The 12,534-nt window shown below is 68.4% G+C and carries 16 protein-coding genes; 3 read left to right on the top strand and 13 right to left on the bottom strand.

What is annotated here, in order from left to right; genetic code table 11:
* Positions 1 to 55: 55 nt before the first annotated feature.
* Positions 56 to 466: a response regulator gene (locus JN22_RS16745; protein ID WP_223677760.1), complete on the bottom strand. Its 411-nt coding sequence runs from the start codon at positions 464 to 466 to the stop codon at positions 56 to 58.
* A gap of 212 nt (positions 467 to 678) precedes the next feature.
* Here JN22_RS16745 and JN22_RS16740 point away from each other — a divergent pair, with 212 nt between their 5' ends.
* A complete protein-coding gene (locus tag JN22_RS16740) occupies positions 679 to 978 on the top strand; it encodes a hypothetical protein (RefSeq protein WP_085555046.1) in 300 nt (99 codons plus the stop codon).
* 74 nt (positions 979 to 1,052) lie between these two features.
* Here JN22_RS16740 and nifW read toward each other — a convergent pair whose 3' ends face one another.
* The 6 genes from nifW to JN22_RS16710 form a co-directional block, all read right to left on the bottom strand.
* A complete protein-coding gene (gene nifW, locus JN22_RS16735) occupies positions 1,053 to 1,388 on the bottom strand; it encodes a nitrogenase-stabilizing/protective protein NifW (protein ID WP_085555045.1) in 336 nt (111 codons plus the stop codon).
* A 12-nt stretch (positions 1,389 to 1,400) separates the two neighbouring features.
* Complete coding sequence (gene cysE / locus JN22_RS16730) at positions 1,401 to 2,270, bottom strand: serine O-acetyltransferase (RefSeq protein ID WP_179166179.1); 870 nt, start codon at positions 2,268 to 2,270, stop codon at positions 1,401 to 1,403.
* A 38-nt stretch (positions 2,271 to 2,308) separates the two neighbouring features.
* Positions 2,309 to 3,436, bottom strand: coding sequence for a homocitrate synthase (gene nifV, locus JN22_RS16725; protein ID WP_085555044.1), 1,128 nt, complete (start codon positions 3,434 to 3,436; stop codon positions 2,309 to 2,311).
* 185 nt (positions 3,437 to 3,621) lie between these two features.
* Positions 3,622 to 4,836 carry a cysteine desulfurase NifS gene (gene nifS, locus JN22_RS16720; RefSeq protein WP_085555043.1) on the bottom strand — a complete coding sequence of 405 codons (1,215 nt, stop codon included), beginning with the start codon at positions 4,834 to 4,836 and terminating at the stop codon, positions 3,622 to 3,624.
* Between the two features lie 14 nt (positions 4,837 to 4,850).
* Positions 4,851 to 5,795: a Fe-S cluster assembly protein NifU gene (gene nifU / locus JN22_RS16715; protein ID WP_085555042.1), complete on the bottom strand. Its 945-nt coding sequence runs from the start codon at positions 5,793 to 5,795 to the stop codon at positions 4,851 to 4,853.
* Positions 5,796 to 5,837: 42 nt separating this feature from the next.
* On the bottom strand, positions 5,838 to 6,224 hold the full coding sequence (locus JN22_RS16710) for a HesB/IscA family protein (protein WP_085555041.1): 387 nt from the start codon (positions 6,222 to 6,224) through the stop codon (positions 5,838 to 5,840).
* A gap of 304 nt (positions 6,225 to 6,528) precedes the next feature.
* Between JN22_RS16710 and JN22_RS16705 the strand changes: the two genes are divergently transcribed.
* Positions 6,529 to 7,038 (top strand): hypothetical protein, encoded by a 510-nt coding sequence (locus JN22_RS16705; RefSeq protein ID WP_223677759.1) that lies wholly within the window; start codon positions 6,529 to 6,531, stop codon positions 7,036 to 7,038.
* Positions 7,039 to 7,194: 156 nt separating this feature from the next.
* Here JN22_RS16705 and fdxB read toward each other — a convergent pair whose 3' ends face one another.
* From fdxB to nifE, 6 genes are all read right to left on the bottom strand, one after another.
* A complete protein-coding gene (gene fdxB, locus JN22_RS16700; RefSeq protein WP_085555040.1) occupies positions 7,195 to 7,488 on the bottom strand; it encodes a ferredoxin III, nif-specific in 294 nt (97 codons plus the stop codon).
* Positions 7,489 to 7,564: 76 nt separating this feature from the next.
* Positions 7,565 to 7,765 carry a CCE_0567 family metalloprotein gene (locus tag JN22_RS16695; RefSeq protein WP_085555039.1) on the bottom strand — a complete coding sequence of 67 codons (201 nt, stop codon included), beginning with the start codon at positions 7,763 to 7,765 and terminating at the stop codon, positions 7,565 to 7,567.
* A gap of 16 nt (positions 7,766 to 7,781) precedes the next feature.
* Positions 7,782 to 8,252, bottom strand: coding sequence for a NifX-associated nitrogen fixation protein (locus tag JN22_RS16690; RefSeq protein WP_085555038.1), 471 nt, complete (start codon positions 8,250 to 8,252; stop codon positions 7,782 to 7,784).
* A 3-nt stretch (positions 8,253 to 8,255) separates the two neighbouring features.
* Positions 8,256 to 8,717 (bottom strand): nitrogen fixation protein NifX, encoded by a 462-nt coding sequence (nifX, locus tag JN22_RS16685; protein WP_223677758.1) that lies wholly within the window; start codon positions 8,715 to 8,717, stop codon positions 8,256 to 8,258.
* Positions 8,696 to 10,090, bottom strand: a complete 1,395-nt coding sequence (gene nifN, locus JN22_RS16680) for a nitrogenase iron-molybdenum cofactor biosynthesis protein NifN (protein WP_085555037.1) — start codon at positions 10,088 to 10,090, stop codon at positions 8,696 to 8,698. Before nifN ends, nifX begins: the two co-directional genes overlap by 22 nt.
* A gap of 5 nt (positions 10,091 to 10,095) precedes the next feature.
* Complete coding sequence (gene nifE / locus JN22_RS16675; protein ID WP_085555036.1) at positions 10,096 to 11,505, bottom strand: nitrogenase iron-molybdenum cofactor biosynthesis protein NifE; 1,410 nt, start codon at positions 11,503 to 11,505, stop codon at positions 10,096 to 10,098.
* Between the two features lie 287 nt (positions 11,506 to 11,792).
* Between nifE and JN22_RS16670 the strand changes: the two genes are divergently transcribed.
* A complete protein-coding gene (locus JN22_RS16670) occupies positions 11,793 to 12,302 on the top strand; it encodes a hypothetical protein (RefSeq protein ID WP_143268342.1) in 510 nt (169 codons plus the stop codon).
* Positions 12,303 to 12,534: the final 232 nt, after the last annotated feature.

Below are 12,534 nucleotides of genomic sequence, written 5' to 3'. Positions count from 1 at the left end.
CGCAAGACGCATCCAGCCCCTCCGCTCCGGCGGAGGGGTTTTTTCGGTTCCGGCCTCAGCGGACCAAGGCGAGCTGCTGGGTGGCGTCGGCGAGGACGCGGTCGAGCTGGTTGGGGAAATAGGGCTTCTTCACGAAGCCGAAGGGCTGGCAATCCTCGGCGCGGCGGCGGGTGTCCGGGTCGCCGAAGGCCGACATGAAGATGCTGCGGATGCCGAAACGGGCGCGGATCGCCGCCGCCGTCTCGATGCCGTCGCGGGGGCCGTGCAGCCGGATGTCCATCATGACGATGTCGGGGCGCTGCCGCTCGGCCGCCATGATGGCGTCCTCGGCGTTGTCGGCGGTGCCGCAGACCTCGTAGCCCAGCATGCCCAGGATCTCCTCCAGCGCCATGGCGGCGAGGCTCTCGTCCTCGACGATCAGGACGCGCGGCGTATGGGGCAAGGTGGGCGGGTCGTCGGTCATCATGACTGCCTGATGGGTGTCACACCGAGTCTACAGGTGGAACAGGGTGCCCGGACAGGATGATTCGCGCCTCTATGACCAACGGTGGGTGCGAAGAGTGGCGGGCCTTGTCGTTGGGGGGTGGGGCGCACCATCTCTGAGGCAGCTCTGTTTCCGGACCAGGGGCGTTGCCCGGTCAGCCGCCGGCACCCCAGCAGCCTTGAGGGAGACTGGCCATGGATCTGCGTGTCTGTTTTGAAAACATGGAAACCGTCAACGTCAACGACGCGGCGATGATGGAGCATTACGCCAAGAGCTATCTGGCGGATTTCAATCCCGAATGGGCGGGTTTCATCATGCTGCCCCACAACGAGACCAGCCGCGCGACGATGGAGCCGGCCTGGCAGGTGCTGATCCGCAACGTCACGGCGAAGACGGAGCGCGCGCTTCTGGACTATCTCGACGAAAACCCGATGGCCGCCTACCACGTCCACGTCTATCGCCGCGACACCGGGAACGAACGGAAGATCCACTGAACGGAAAGAACCGCGAAGGGCCGTCCGGCCTTCGCGGTTCACACGCGTCCGGGTGAATGAGGCGCCGGTTTCCGTCAGCCGACCGGCGCGCCGAGCAGGCTGTCCAGCGGCACGAAGCGGTCGGCCATCTTGCGCGCCTCCTCCTTGTGGACCTTGAAGGTCTTCTCGGCGATGGCGTTGGACAGCACGAAGTCCTGGTAGGCCCGCTGGAGATGCACGCGGTAGCGGGACGCCATGCCCTCGTCGTCCAGCCCCTCCATCCCGCTGTCGGCCGACAGATAGTCGTGGAAACGTTGCAGGATGTGCAGGCGGTTCACGTTGACCACCCGCTGGTCGTAGGTGACCTGGAAGAAGCGCAGGAAGTCCTCGGCGGTTTCCAAATCGTCGAGATCGTCGGTGAAATCGCTCATCGTGGTCGCTCCTCAGGCGTGCTGCTGGGTGGAGGGGGAGGGCGCGCGGCCCTCCTGGTCGCAGAGATTGCCGCAGGAGTCGCAGGCCACGCCGTCGAGCCGGATGTCGGCGAGCCGGAGATCCCCCAGTGGAATCTTCGAGAGCGGCGCGCGGGCCTGTTCGGCGGCGGTGTGGGCTTCCAGCCGCTCCTCGATGCGGTTGATGTGGTCGATCAGGCAGGCGATCGCCTTGCCGACCGGGTCGGGCATCAGGTGATGCTCCAGGTCGATGCCGTGGGCGCCCAACTGGCTTTGGGGTTGGCTCTGGGTCTCGGGGCGGACGATGCGGCCGGGGATGCCGACGACGGTCATGCCGCCGGGCACGCTCTTGGTGACGACCGAGTTGGCGCCGACACGCGCGTTGGGGCCGACGGTGATCGGTCCCAGGACCTTCGCCCCCGCCCCGACCAGCACGCCGTCCTCCAGCGTCGGGTGGCGCTTGCCCTTGGTCCAGGAGGTGCCGCCCAGCGTCACCCCGTGATAGAGCGTCACGTCGTCGCCGACTTCCGCCGTCTCGCCGATGACGACTCCGGCGCCATGGTCGATGAAGAAGCGGCGGCCGATGGTGGCGCCGGGATGGATGTCGATGTTGGTCAACCAGCGCCCGAGATAGGACAGGAAGCGCGCCGGCCAGCGCAGGCCGCGCCGCCACGCCGCGTTGGCGATCCGGTGCGCCGCCAGCGCGTGGATGCCCGGATAGCAGGTCAGCACGTCGAGGACGTTGCGCGCCGCCGGGTCGCGGTCGAAGACGCAGGCGACGTCCTCGCGCAGCAGGGCCAGAATGCCGGGAGTGGCGGCCGGGGGCGTCATGCGGCGGTCCGTGTCGGCGTCGATGGCGGCCATGGGCGGGGTTCCCTCATCGGAATGCGGTGAAGGCGGTGTCAATGCCGGACGGCGGCGTGGAAGGCGCGCAGCTCGTCGGGGGTCGGCGCCCGCTTGGCGCGGGTGGCGAGCGCGCGGACCTGCGGCAGCACCGCCCGGGCGGTGGCGTCGTCGCAGGCGAGGCCAAGCCCGTCATAGGCCATCTTCACCGCCGCCGTGCCGGAATGCTTGCCGAGCACGATGCGGTGCTCGCGCCCGACCTCGGCCGGGTCGAGATTCTGGTAGGTGGCGCGGTCGCGCAGCAGCCCGTCGACGTGGATGCCGGCCTCGTGGGTGAAGACCGCGTCGCCGACGATCGACTTGTTCACCGCCACCGGCCGGTTGGAGGCGCGCTCGACCAAGTCGGAGATGCTGGCGAGCGCGCGGGTGTCGATGCCGGTGTCGCGGCCGTAGAGGTGCTTCAGCGATACCACCACCTCCTCCAGCGGGGCGTTGCCGGCGCGCTCGCCCAAGCCGTTCACCGTGGTGTTGACGTGGGTGGCGCCGCCCAGCACGGCGGCCAGCGAGTTGGCGTTGGCGAGGCCGAGGTCGTCGTGAGAATGGATCTCGATCTCCAGGTCGGTGGCCCGGCGCAGCCGTTCGATGCAGGCGCGCGTCTGGAAGGGGTCGAGCACGCCGAGCGTGTCGGCGAAGCGGAAGCGGCGGGCCCCGGCGGCCTGCGCCACGGTGACGGCCTCGACCAGGAAATCCATGTCGGCGCGGGAGGAATCCTCGCCGCCGAGGCTGACCTCCAGCCCATGGTCGCGGGCCTGCCGGACCTTGCGGTCGATCTCGGCCAGTGCCCAGGCGCGGCTGCGCTTGAGCTTCCTGGTGATGTGGATGTCGGAGACGGGCATGGACAGGTTGACGAAGCCGACGCCGCAGGACAGCGCCGCCTTCAGGTCGGTGTCGTGCATGCGGCACCACACCATCAGCCGGCCCCTGAGGCCGAGCGACGCCACGGCGCGGATGCCGTCCCGCTCCTCCTCGCCCATGGCGGGGATGCCGATCTCCTGCTCGGGCACGCCGGCCGCGTCGAGCGCGCGGGCGATGGCGATCTTCTCGTCGAGCGTGAAGGCCACCCCGGCGGTCTGCTCGCCGTCGCGCAGCGTCGTGTCGTTGATGATGGTGGCGGCGGGAGAGGGCATGGGCGTCGTCCCTGTGTGGAACCTTGCCCCCTCCCCCGCGAAGGCAGGGGAGGGTTGGGGTAGGGGCACGGTGGATGGGCATGCCCCCGACAAGTGTCGCAGACCGGGCCGGGACACCGCCCCGACGGGGTGTCGTCGGGCGGGGTGTCGGAGGCGGCCCCCCGACCCGGTCTGCGATCCCGGTGTTAGGAATAGACCGGCGCGAACTCCTTGGCCTTGCCGGCCGCCTGTTCCCAATAGGGCGACAGGCTGCGCAGCTTGGCGATGATGCCGGGGACCACGGCGATCACATGGTCGATCTCGGCGTCGGTGGTGTCGCGCGACAGCGAGAAGCGGGTCGCCCCGTGCGCCGCCGTGTAGGGAACCCCCATGGCGCGCATGACGTGGCTCGGCTCCAGCGACCCCGAGGTGCAGGCCGACCCCGACGAGGCGGCGATGCCCTGCTCGTTCAGCAGCAGCAGGATCGCCTCGCCCTCGATGTACTCGAAGGCGATGTTGCAGGTGTTGGGCAGCCGGTTCTCCGGGTTGCCGGTGACGAAGCAGGCCGGCACGGCGGCGAGGATCGCCTGCTCCAGCCGGTCGCGCTGCGCCTTCACCCGCGTGTTCTCCTCGGCCATGTGGGTCAGGGCGAGGTGGGCGGCGGCGCCCAAGCCCACGATGGCCGGCGCGTTCTCGGTGCCGGCGCGGCGCGAGCGCTCCTGGTGGCCGCCGCGCATCATCGGGCGGAAGCGCAGGCCGCGCTTGACGTAGAGCGCGCCGATGCCCTTGGGCGCGTGCAGCTTGTGGCCGGACAGCGACAGCAGGTCGATGGCGCTGTCGGCGAGCTTCATCGGGATCTTGCCGACCGCCTGCACCGCGTCGGTGTGGAAGATGGCGCCGACCGCCTTGGCCATCCGCGCCAGCTCCTCGACCGGGAAGATCGTCCCGGTCTCGTTGTTGGCCCACATGATGGAGACGATGGCGACCCGGTCCGACAGGGCGGCCTTGTAGGCGTCCATGTCGAGGTTGCCCCTGTTGTCCACGCCGATGCGGTGGATCGTGTAGCCGCGCTTCTTCTCCAGGTAATCGCACAGCGCCAGCACGGCGGGGTGCTCGACCACGCTGGTGACGATCTCCGTCTTCTTCGGGTAGGCTTCGATGGTCGAGAGGATCGCGGTGTTGTCGCTTTCCGTGCCGCCGGAGGTGAAGACGATCTCGCTGTCGTAACCGGCGCCGAGCAGCGCCTGCACCTGCTTGCGCGCCCACTCGATCTTGCCGCCGACCGCGGCGCCGAAGCCGTGCATCGAGGAGGGGTTGCCGAAATGCTCGGTGAAGAGCGGCAGCATCTCGGCCAGCACCTCGGGATCGACGCGGGTCGTCGCGTTGTTGTCGAGGTAGATGCCGCTGTTGGGAATGCTCATGGCGGTGGCTCCCCTCAGTGGGCGTGGGCGGGCAGCAGGGAGGCCGGCTTGACGCGGACGAACTCGCCCAGCGCCTCGACCAGCTTCATCTGCACCCCCATCATGGTGCCGGCCGACTGCGAGCAGCCGGAGCAGGCGCCGGTCAGCCGCACGTAGATGTCCTTGCCGTCGATGTCGACCAGCTCGACGTCGCCGCCGTCGCGCTGGATCTGCGGGCGCATGCTCTCGATGGCGGCCATGATGGTCTGCATGCGCTGGACGTTGGTCAGCTTCGGCGCGGCGGCCGCCGCTTCGGCCGGCTTGGCGGCGAGCGGCTGGGCCAGGGGCTGGATGGCGTCGAGGCCGACCATGTCGGCCGGCGCGTGCTTGGCGGCGGGCTTGAGGGCGCCGGTCCTGGCCATCACGGCCTCCAGCACCTCCTCGATCTTCTCGTGGCAGGTCTGGCAGGAGCCGCCGGCCTTGGTGTAGTGGGTGACCTCCTCCAGCGTGGTCAGGCCGTTCACCGTCACCGCGCGCTCGATCATCGCGGCGTCGATGCCGAAGCACTTGCAGACCAGCTCGCCTTCCTCGTGGTCGTCCTCCCACGCCTCGCCCTTGAAGTTGGCGATGGCGGCGCGCAGCGCCTCGGCGCCCATGACCGAGCAGTGCATCTTCTCCGGCGGCAGTCCGCCGAGATAGTCGGCGATGTCGCGGTTGGTCAGGGCCAGCGCCTCGTCCACCGTCTTGCCGATGATCATCTCGGTCAGCGCCGACGAGGACGCGATGGCCGAGCCGCAGCCGAAGGTCTGGAACTTCGCGTCCTGGATGATCTGCGTGTCGGGATCGACCTTCAGCATCAGGCGCAGCGCGTCGCCGCAGGTGATGGAGCCGACCTCGCCCACCGCGTTGGCGGTCTCAAGGACGCCGGAATTCTTCGGGTTGAAGAAGTGTTCCTTGACCTTGTCGGTGTAGTTCCACATGTCGCTGCTGCCTTTTCTCTGGGTAAGCGCCGTGAGGAGCGTTCAGTGCGTGGCCGAAGAAGGGCCGCAGCCCGAGGATGCGGTGGAGCAGGAGCCGCCCGCCCCGCCGGCCGAAAAGGACTTGCCGCAGCCGCAGCTGCCGGTGGCGTTGGGGTTGTCGAACTTGAAGCCGGCGCCTTCGATGCCCTCGACGAAATCGACCACCACGCCGTCGAGGTAGGGCTGGCTGCCGGCATCCACGAAGATCGTCACCGGGCCGAAGCTGAGCACGGCGTCGTCGTCGCCCGCCGCGGCCTCCAGGCCCATCTGGTACTTCATGCCAGCGCAGCCGCCGTCGGTCACCGCGATCCGCAAGCCGGCGGCGGCACCGCCCGACTTCGCAAGAACCCGTTCCAGGGTGGAAACCGCCGCATCCGTCAGAGTCACCATGTCCCGCCTCCTCCAACCGCACCGCCGGGGGGTGCCGGCCGTCTGCGATTGGATAAAGCAAGTGGTGTGCCAACTGGTAAACTATTGATTCTATGTGATTGTCATGGTGGGGCGGGCTGGCAAGATTCCGACAAAGTTTCGCTCGCGAACGGTTTTGTCGGGTTTGGGGCGTGTCGGGTTCGCGACAGCCGCGACACTTCGCCGCACAAAAATATTGTGGTCTTTCGCCGCGCGCACGCGCGGCGCAGGATGGGGCCGTCGTCGGTGCACCGGATGGTTCGGCCGGGAAACGGCCGGAAGAAAAATGGAGGGTGACGAGATGGACCAGCCGATCGAGCTGCGCATGTCCAACGGCCGCATGGCCTTCGGGGATGTGCCCGAACACATCGACGAGCTGTTGCAGGAGGCGGTGAGGGCGCGCGATATCCCCGACCGCTGCGAGGCGATCCTGTGGGACGCCCATCGGGCGGCGCCGCGCGTGCTGCCGGTCTATTACGCGCTGTACAAATTCTACTTCAACCGCAAGCGCCTCGCCGACGCCGAGCGGGTCGCCCGGATCGGGCTGGACGCGGCGGCGCGCGAGGGCGGCTTCCCGGCGGACTGGAGCCGGCTGACGGCGCAGACCACCGACTGGACGGCGCTGGGGGCGCCGCGCTTCTTCCTGTTCACCATGAAGGCGCTGGCCTTCATCGAGCTGCGCCGGCACAACCGGGAGAAATCCTTGGCGATCCTGGCGAAGATGGCGGAGATCGACCCGGTGGACCAGGTCGGCTACGGCACCATCGCGGCGCTGGCGAAGGGGCTGGGGGAGTAGGGGGGCTTGCCTAGCCTTTCCATGCCCGTTGAGAAGCCCTTTTCCCCTTGCGGGAGAAGGGCTTTCGGTGCGGGGACAAGGCGACAGCCACCCCAGCAAAAAGCCCGGCCGCCTTGCGGCGCCGGGCTTTTTGTTTCCAGGAAGCGGAATGACCCGTCAGGCCGCCACCGCGCTGTGGGTGATGCAGCTCTTCGAGCAGACCTTGGAGCAGCTTTCGCAGCCGATGCAGTTGGCGGCCTCCTTGACGGTCATGACCTTCTTCTCGGCCTCGTCGTCGAAGGCGTCGACGATGTCGCCGTCCTCGGTGATGCCGATCATGTCCAGCACGCCGCGTCCGCAGACCTTGAAGCAGCGGCCGCAGCCGATGCACTGCTTCTGGTCGATGGCGTCGACGAACTTCGGTGTCCAGCTCTGGCCACCGCGGGTGGTGCCGGTCACGAACTCAGCCATGGGATGCTCCTCTCGAAAGGCGCGGGGATGGGGAGGGGCGCCTAAGCTTTGCGGGTTTGTGGGACGATGATGGGGATCAGGCCTTTTCCAGGGCCTTCAGGGCGGCGCGCTTCTCGGTCAGCGCCCGATAAGCGTCGTGGGTCTCCTGCGCGACGGTCAGGATGGATTGCCAGTTCTGCGGCAACTCCTCCGACAGGTCGTGCAGATCCATCTTCATCTTCGTCGCGCGGGCGTTCAGTTTCTTGATCTCGTCCTTCAGGGCGTCGATGTCGCTCATGATGGGCTCTCCCCTGTCAGAGATTGGCGACGTCCGGGTATTTCCGGATCAGCGCGACCGCGTCGGCGACCAGCTTGGCGCCGTCGGCGGCCAGCTTCTCCTGGCTGGGGAAGCCGAAGCGGTGGACGTCGCGCAGGCTCTTGGAGATCACCACCAGACGGCCGGTGGTGAGGATCATGCGGCCGAAGCCCTCGTGGCTGATCTTCATCATCGGCGAGGCCATCAGGCCGGTCTGCTTCTCGATGGTGATGCCGACCGCCTTGTAGAACAGCTCCAGCCGCCACAGCGTGTCCGGATCGGGATCGCCCATGATCGGGATGGCGGCGCGGGCCTCCTTGTCCAGGATGAAGGGGGCGAGCAGCAGCTCGTCGGCCTTGCCCTCCCAGGCGCCGTAGCTGTCCTCGGCGCGGAACAGCAGCACCAGCGTCTTCAGGAACTGGTCGGCGACATCGACCTCGGCAGCCGGGGCGGCGGCAATGTCCGTCATGGGTCAGTCCTCCTCATCGTCGAAATTGAGTTCTTGGGTTTCGCCCAGCGCCTTGCGCAGCCAGGGCGGCGGGTTGCCGTTCAGCGTCGCCACCAGCTTGTCGAGCAGGGCCGGGATGGTGTCGGTCGCCTCGACCTTCACCGGGTGGATCTTCTTCGCCACCACGCGGGCCGCCGCCGAGGCGCCGATCGCCGACAGGTAGACGATGGAGACGTCGGCCAGCGCGTCGAGCTTCGGCACCAGCTTGTCCTCGTTGCCGTCCTCGAACATCGAGCCGCCGAACTGGAAGGTCTCCAGGAAGGCGTGGCCCGCCTTGTCCACCCGGTAGACGGCGATGTTCTTGGCCCAGCCGAAATGCGCGTCGACGTGCTGCATGTCCTGGGTGCAGAAAGCGACCTTCATCGATCCTCCATTGGTCGGGCGAGCCTCGAAGCTCACCACGCTCAGACGGCGCTGCATCCGCATGATCCGCCTCCACAGGCGTGACCGTCCCCGCCCTGGGGGGTGGGATGGGCGTCGTGGTCCATCTCGCGGGACAGGAACAGGTTGCCGATCTCGAACATCAGCTCGCGTGTGCCGCGATAGCCGACGCTGACCTTCAGCCCGGCGCCGAGCCGGTCGAACATCGGAAGCCCCATGCGGTGCAGCGGCACGCCGAGCCGGGCCGCCCCCTGCCGCCCGTGCGAGTTCGAGACGATCAGGTCGGCGTCGCGCGCCAGCGTCTCGACGTCGGAATGGTCGCCGACCATCACGGTCGCCGCCTTCAGCCTCTCCAGCACCGCGTTCTGGGTCGGCGACACGGCGGCGACCACCTCGGCGCCCATGTCGGCCAGGAAGCTGGTGACCGCGTAGAGCAGGTCCGGCTCCAGCGCCACGGCGATGCGCTTGCGGCTGTAGAAGAAATGCCCGTCGAGCATACCGTCGACCAGGCTCTCGCGCTGGCGCCGCAGCTTCGCCGCCACCGGGCGGCCGGAGATCTCGGCGAGCGTGCGGATCAGCCGGTCCGACGCCTCCAGCCCGGTTAGCCGGCTGAAGAAATGGCTGGGCACGTCGGTCTTCAGCTCCAGCGCCGCGCCGGCGATGCGCATGTGCTCGCCGATCACCAGCGTCGCCACCGAGGCGCCCATCGAGCGGATCTGCTCCACCGTGACCCCGCCCAGCGAGGTGGCGGTGAAGTCGGATGGCTGGCGGCCCGACATGGACAGCGACAGGTCGGGCAGGAAGATCGGCGACAGCCCGAAGGATTCGATGATGTCGCGCAGTTCCTCGACGTCGCCCGGCGACAGGTGGCTGCCGGCCAGCACGTTGAGCTGGGTCTTCACCGTGGTCGGCGACGGCTCGACCAGCCGCTCGAGGATGGCGGTCACCGCCTTGCCGAAGCCCTCCTCGAAGCCGCCGGCGAAGTCGGGCGTGTTGGCGAAGACCAGCGCCGTGCCGGCCAGGTCGGGGTTGCGCTGGCGGAACAGGCTGTACTGCCCGCCCATGTCCTCGCCCTTGGTCTCGGTGACGCCGGTGGTGGCGACGCCGATCATCGCCGGGGCGTTGCGCTCGACGATGGTGCGCAGCGCCTGTTCGAGGTTGTCGTAGCCGCCCAGGATGGTGGAGACCTGATCCATCGCCGTGGTCTGGAGCGGGATCGCCTCGCGGAAATGGCGGACCAGCAGGACCAGCCCGAAGGCGGTGCAGCCCTGCGAGCCGTGGAACAGCGGCAGGCAGCGGTCGACCCCGAGATAGGCGAGCGCGGCGCCGAGCGGCTGGCTCATCTTCAAGGGGTTGGTCGAGGCGGCCTTGGCGGCGTTGGGGAAGCGCTGGCCGGTGGTGCGTTGAATGTGGGACATCGGCGTCACTCCGCGGCGGCCAGCAGCGATCGCGCGGGAGCCGGCTCCCACGGGGCGGGCAGGCGGACCTGGCGCCAGATCGGGTTGGACAGCGTCTTGTCGATCTCCTCGCAGAGATTGACGATGCCGTCGTAGCCGGCGTAGGCGTGGTGGCGCTCCTGGTTGATGTCGAGCCAGGGAACCTTCGCCTTCAGCGAGATGAACTGCGACCGCCCGCCCGACATCATGATGTCGGCCTTGTCCTCGGCCAGCATCTTGTAAATCTCGCGCGGCTTCAGGTCGTCCCACTGGTGGAACTCGTCGCCCTTCATCTTCTTGATGCGTTCCTTGTCCTGCGGCGTCGACTTCTTGGTCGAGGTGCCGAGGATGGTCAGGCCGGCGCCTTCCAGCGCGCTGACCATCGACCAGCTCTTGACGCCGCCGGTGAACAGCAGCACGCGCTTGCCGTCGAAGCGCGGCTTGTAGGGTTCCAGCCGGCGCCAGACGCGGCTCTCCTCGCGGGCGATGACGCCCTCGGCGCGGTCGATCAACCCCCTGTCGGCGCCGCGCTCCACCAGCATGCGGGCCATGGTGCGCAGCGTGTCCGACATGTCCGACACGCCGTAGAAGGAGCCCTCGAAATAGGGGATGCCGTAGCGCTCCTCCATCTTGCGGCCGACATTCACCAGCGCCTGGCTGCACACCATCATGGTGACGCGCGCCCGGTGGGCCTGGGCGACCTCGTTGTAGCGGCCGTCGCCGGAGATGCAGGAGAGCAGGCGGATGCCGATCTCGTCGAGCAGCGGCTTGACCAGCCACAGCTCGCCGGCGAGGTTGTACTCGCCGACGATGCAGACGTCGGTCGGGGTGGTGTGCTCTGGCTCCACCGTGCCGATGACGTGGTCGAGCAGCGTCTCGCCGGCCAGCTTGTTGCCGAGATTCTTGGAGCCGACGAAGCCCGGCGCGTCGACCGGGATCACCGGCTTGCCGAGCTTCTTCGCGGCGAACTTGCAGACGGCGGCGATGTCGTCGCCGGTCATGGCGGGCACGCAGGTCTGGTAGACGAAGACGGCCGGCGGGTCGTACTGCTGCACGATCTCCTTGATGGCGCGGTAGAGCTTCTTCTCGCCGCCGCCGATGACGTCCAGCTCCGACAGGTCGGTGGTGAAGCCGGTGCGGTAGAGCTGCGATCCGGATGAACGGGTGCCCCGGTTGTCCCAGGCGTTGCCGAGGCAGGCGATCGGGCCGTGCACCAGATGGGCGGCGTCGGCGATGGGCTGGAGCACGATCATCGCGCCGTCATAGGCGCAGCCGCCGGCGGCGGCCCCCGGCTTCAGGGACTTGGTGCAGCCCTTCTTCTTCTCCTTGGCCGACTTGGCCTGGTTGGTCGCGCAACCCGGTTCGTTGAAGACGTCCTGGATCTTGTCCTGGAGCATGCCCGCTCTCCCAGCTTGACGCCGAAATGGCTCGGGGAAGAGGGAATGCAGGGGGTGTGCCAATGGGCAATGCATTGAAAAACAAAGATTGTTCGTTTTGGCGCGGCTGTCCGATACCCGACAATCGGCGGGGCGGGGCGGCGGGCGCCGCGGTGATTGTCGGGAGTCCCACACGAGGGAAGGGGCGGGTCGGGCCGCTGGAGGGGCGTTGGTCCGGCCGTATCAGCCGGTGCCGCGCGGCGACGGACGCCGCGCCTCGAAGGGGGGACGGGACGAATGGCGGGCGGATGGAGGGGCGGACGGCAAGGCTGGGGGCAAGGCTAGCGGCGGGGCTGGGGACGGGCGCCCTGTCCGCCGCGATGGCGGCGGGGCCATGCCTCGCCAAGCCGATCAGCTTGTCGGTGGAGGAGGGTGCGCAGATCGGCGTGCTGTGCCGGGTGTTCGACGAGGATGGGAAGGGCGCCTCGGCGACCATGACGGCGCTGTGCGCGGCGGCCGGCGACATCGTTGAGCAGCGTCTGGCGGGGCGGAGGTCGCTTGTCCGCCTTGGAATCGCCGACGACCCGCCGGGCGCGGTCGACGGGCCGATCATCCTGATCGCCATGGAGTCCCGCCCGGCCTGGGCCGGCGGCGTCCATCCCCGCGTGCTGCTGCGGACCATGGCGGTCCGCGACGGCTTGGTCGCCCCCAGCGTCGGCCTGCCGCCGCTTCCGGTCGAACTGGACGGAGTCGGCTGGGAGGAACGCGCCCGGCAGGCCCTGCGGCGGATGATCGACTTCATCCTGCGCGACCGCTGATACCGTCGAGCGAAAGTCCTGACACACCGCTGTCCCGTCATGCCCGGCCTTGAGCCGGGCATCCACGGCCGCAAACGATCGGACAGAGACCGGGCGTGGATGACCGGGACAAGCCCGGTCATGACGAACCGGGAGGTCGTCGTCAAAGAGCTGGGTCGTTCTGCTGCGCTGTCCAAATCGGACAAGCTTCGGGCTTTGTCCCGCAGGCACAAAAAGACCGGAGAGCGCTGTC

Source organism: Azospirillum agricola (assembly GCF_020005195.1).
Classification (GTDB): Bacteria; Pseudomonadota; Alphaproteobacteria; order Azospirillales; family Azospirillaceae; genus Azospirillum; species Azospirillum agricola.
The sequence above is the reverse complement of the archived record's forward strand: the minus strand, read 5'-3'. Positions and strand labels throughout refer to the sequence as shown.